The 2728-nt window shown below is 38.6% G+C and carries 6 protein-coding genes and 1 pseudogene; all 7 read left to right on the top strand.

The genetic code is table 11. The features are described 5' to 3' along the window. Positions 1 to 48 precede the first annotated feature (48 nt). The gene (locus GZ63_RS0104740) at positions 49 to 693 is read left to right on the top strand and encodes an adenylate kinase (protein ID WP_029267382.1); all 645 of its coding nucleotides are present in this window, start codon (positions 49 to 51) and stop codon (positions 691 to 693) included. A 183-nt stretch (positions 694 to 876) separates the two neighbouring features. Continuing rightward, complete coding sequence (locus GZ63_RS0104735) at positions 877 to 1212, top strand: KOW domain-containing RNA-binding protein (RefSeq protein WP_029267380.1); 336 nt, start codon at positions 877 to 879, stop codon at positions 1210 to 1212. After that, the gene (gene infA, locus GZ63_RS0104730) at positions 1190 to 1408 is read left to right on the top strand and encodes a translation initiation factor IF-1 (protein ID WP_010095735.1); all 219 of its coding nucleotides are present in this window, start codon (positions 1190 to 1192) and stop codon (positions 1406 to 1408) included. Before GZ63_RS0104735 ends, infA begins: the two co-directional genes overlap by 23 nt. A gap of 33 nt (positions 1409 to 1441) precedes the next feature. Continuing rightward, positions 1442 to 1555: a 50S ribosomal protein L36 gene (gene rpmJ, locus GZ63_RS0104725; protein WP_029267374.1), complete on the top strand. Its 114-nt coding sequence runs from the start codon at positions 1442 to 1444 to the stop codon at positions 1553 to 1555. Between the two features lie 22 nt (positions 1556 to 1577). After that, positions 1578 to 1937, top strand: a complete 360-nt coding sequence (rpsM, locus tag GZ63_RS0104720; protein ID WP_029267371.1) for a 30S ribosomal protein S13 — start codon at positions 1578 to 1580, stop codon at positions 1935 to 1937. A 27-nt stretch (positions 1938 to 1964) separates the two neighbouring features. Beyond that, positions 1965 to 2357: a 30S ribosomal protein S11 gene (rpsK, locus tag GZ63_RS0104715; RefSeq protein WP_029267370.1), complete on the top strand. Its 393-nt coding sequence runs from the start codon at positions 1965 to 1967 to the stop codon at positions 2355 to 2357. 210 nt (positions 2358 to 2567) lie between these two features. Next, a pseudogene (locus GZ63_RS17320) lies at positions 2568 to 2728 on the top strand (DNA-directed RNA polymerase subunit alpha); the annotation flags it as partial.

Below are 2728 nucleotides of genomic sequence, written 5' to 3'. Positions count from 1 at the left end.
GATTTATTAAGTAAAACCTTGCTGCCTATGAGAGCGAGGGGAGAAAACTTGAATTTAATCTTAATGGGGCTTCCTGGTGCCGGAAAAGGTACACAGGCTGAAAAAATTAATGAAAAATATAATATCCCGCACATTTCAACAGGGGATATGTTCCGTTTAGCAATTAAAGAAGAAACAGATTTAGGAAAAAAAGCAAAAGCTTATATGGATCAGGGCGAACTGGTTCCGGACGAAGTGACAATAGGTATCGTTGAAGAACGTTTGCAAAAAGAGGACTGTAAAAATGGTTTTTTACTGGATGGATTTCCTAGAACCATCGCCCAAGCAGACGCATTGCAAACACTATTAAAAAATATGAATGAATCAATTAATTATGTCCTGCATGTGGATGTACCTGAAGAAAATTTAGTGGAGCGCCTAACTGGTCGAAGAGTTTGTCCAACATGCGGAGCAACTTATCATGTAATGTATAATCCTCCTGAAAAAGAGGGAATATGTGATAAAGACGGATCAACATTAATTCAACGTGAAGACGACCAGGCGGAAACTGTGAAAAATCGTTTAGCAGTAAATATCAAACAGACAAAACCTTTACTGGATTTTTATCAGGAAAAAGAGTTGCTTGTAACGATTAATGGTGATCAAGATATTGATCAAGTATTTCAAGATATACAAAATAGAATTGAAAAATAGACCATTTAACTATATTTACTAATCCGGAATAGATGCATTTCTCTATATTGAAAGTTATAATGTATGTTACGGAAAATGTAAGTAGAACATGGTTGATTAAATAAAAAGTGACACTGCATGTGGTAACTATTAAAACCTTTTTCAAGGGATAATAAATTAGAGCCTAAGTGAAGGTGATCGTTGTTGAGCGAAACTGATTCGATTCCGCGGATAGGTCAAGTTGTTCGTATAGTACAGGGACGTGAAGCAGGTCAATATGCGGTCGTTATTGAAGTGAGCGAAGATCGATTTGTCTTGCTGGCAGACGGAGAAAAACGAAAATATGATCGGCCTAAAAAAAAGAATGTCAATCATATTGAGATAACGAATTTCATTTCTCCGGAAGTCCGAAAAAGCCTTCTAGAAACTGGTCGTGTCACAAATGGGAAATTACGATTTGCCATAGCTAAGTTTATTGATGAGGTTGTGACTGATTTAAAGAAGGGAGATCAACACGATGGCGAAAGACGATGTAATTGAAGTTGAAGGAACCGTAACGGAAACATTGCCTAACGCAATGTTTAATGTAGAGCTTGAAAATGGGCATACGGTCTTGGCACATGTGTCTGGTAAAATTCGTATGCACTTTATCCGCATTCTGCCAGGCGATAAGGTAACGGTTGAACTTTCTCCGTATGATTTGACTAGAGGACGAATTACGTACCGTTATAAATAAGCATGAGCTCCGATATAAAAGGAGGTAAAGATGATGAAAGTAAGAGCATCTGTAAAACCAATTTGTGAAAAATGTAAAATTATTAAACGCAAAGGCAAAGTAATGGTGATTTGCGAAAACCCGAAACACAAGCAAAAACAAGGTTAATAACAAGGAGGTGCTAATGCATATGGCACGTATTGCAGGTATTGATATTCCGCGTGATAAACGTATAGTGATTTCTTTAACTTATATTTTTGGAGTTGGAAAAACCACTGCACAGAAAGTCCTTAAAGAAGCAGGCGTTTCAGAAAACACTCGTGTACGCGATCTTACGGAAGATGAATTGGGTAGCATCCGTAAAGCAATTGAAAGTTACACTGTAGAAGGTGACTTACGACGTGAAACATCTTTAAACATCAAACGTTTGACTGAAATCGGATCTTACAGAGGCCTTCGTCATCGCCGTGGACTTCCAGTTCGCGGGCAAAAGACTAAAAACAACTCACGTACTCGTAAAGGCCCACGTCATGCGGCTTCTAACAAATAAAAATAAAGTAAGGAGGTAAGCTAATTAATGGTTCGTAAAAATACAAACACACGTAAGCGTAAAGTGAAAAAGCAGGTAGAATCCGGCATAGGACACATTCGTTCTACATTTAACAATACAATTGTATCTATTACAGATAATCAGGGTAATGTAATTGGCTGGAGCTCAGCAGGTGCACTTGGTTTTAAAGGATCTAAAAAATCAACACCTTTTGCTGCTCAAATGGCTGCAGAAACAGCAGCTAAAGCAGCGACAGAAGTTGGTATGAAAACATTAGAAGTTACTGTTAAAGGGCCTGGTGCTGGTCGTGAAGCTGCTATTCGTTCACTGCAAGCAGCTGGATTAGAAGTTACTGCAATTCGTGATGTGACTCCAGTCCCTCATAATGGTTGTCGCCCACCAAAACGTCGTCGTGTATAAAAAAACTGTATAGAATTTGTCACCCTGTCTATAATGGGTTATGATGGCTAAAAGTCTAAGAAAAATATATTTTTTCTATTAACTCAACATTTAGTATGGCAGAGTACGAAAGAAATACGATAGAGCAGAAACGCCAACTGCCTATTTGAGGAATTTCGGTTAGACAGAGTCTAACCGGGGTTTCGACGTTTTAAAGGAGGGTTTTGTTGAATGATCGAAATTGAAAAACCAAAAATTGAAACGGTAGAGATCAGCGATGATGCTACATTTGGTAAGTTCGTCGTCGAACCGCTTGAACGTGGATATGGTACTACTCTAGGAAACTCCTTGCGTCGTATCCTTCTATCCTCACTTCCAGGCGCAGCTGTACA

The organism is Virgibacillus alimentarius, assembly GCF_000709085.1.
Lineage (GTDB): Bacteria > Bacillota > Bacilli > Bacillales > Amphibacillaceae > Virgibacillus_B > Virgibacillus_B alimentarius.
The sequence above is the reverse complement of the archived record's forward strand: the minus strand, read 5'-3'. Positions and strand labels throughout refer to the sequence as shown.

Coding starts and splice junctions, on each gene's coding strand:
- infA (WP_010095735.1), top strand. CDS start 1,190: ATGGCGAAAGACGATGTAATTGAAGTTGAAGGAACCGTAACGGAAACA.
- rpmJ (WP_029267374.1), top strand. CDS start 1,442: ATGAAAGTAAGAGCATCTGTAAAACCAATTTGTGAAAAATGTAAAATT.
- rpsM (WP_029267371.1), top strand. CDS start 1,578: ATGGCACGTATTGCAGGTATTGATATTCCGCGTGATAAACGTATAGTG.
- rpsK (WP_029267370.1), top strand. CDS start 1,965: ATGGTTCGTAAAAATACAAACACACGTAAGCGTAAAGTGAAAAAGCAG.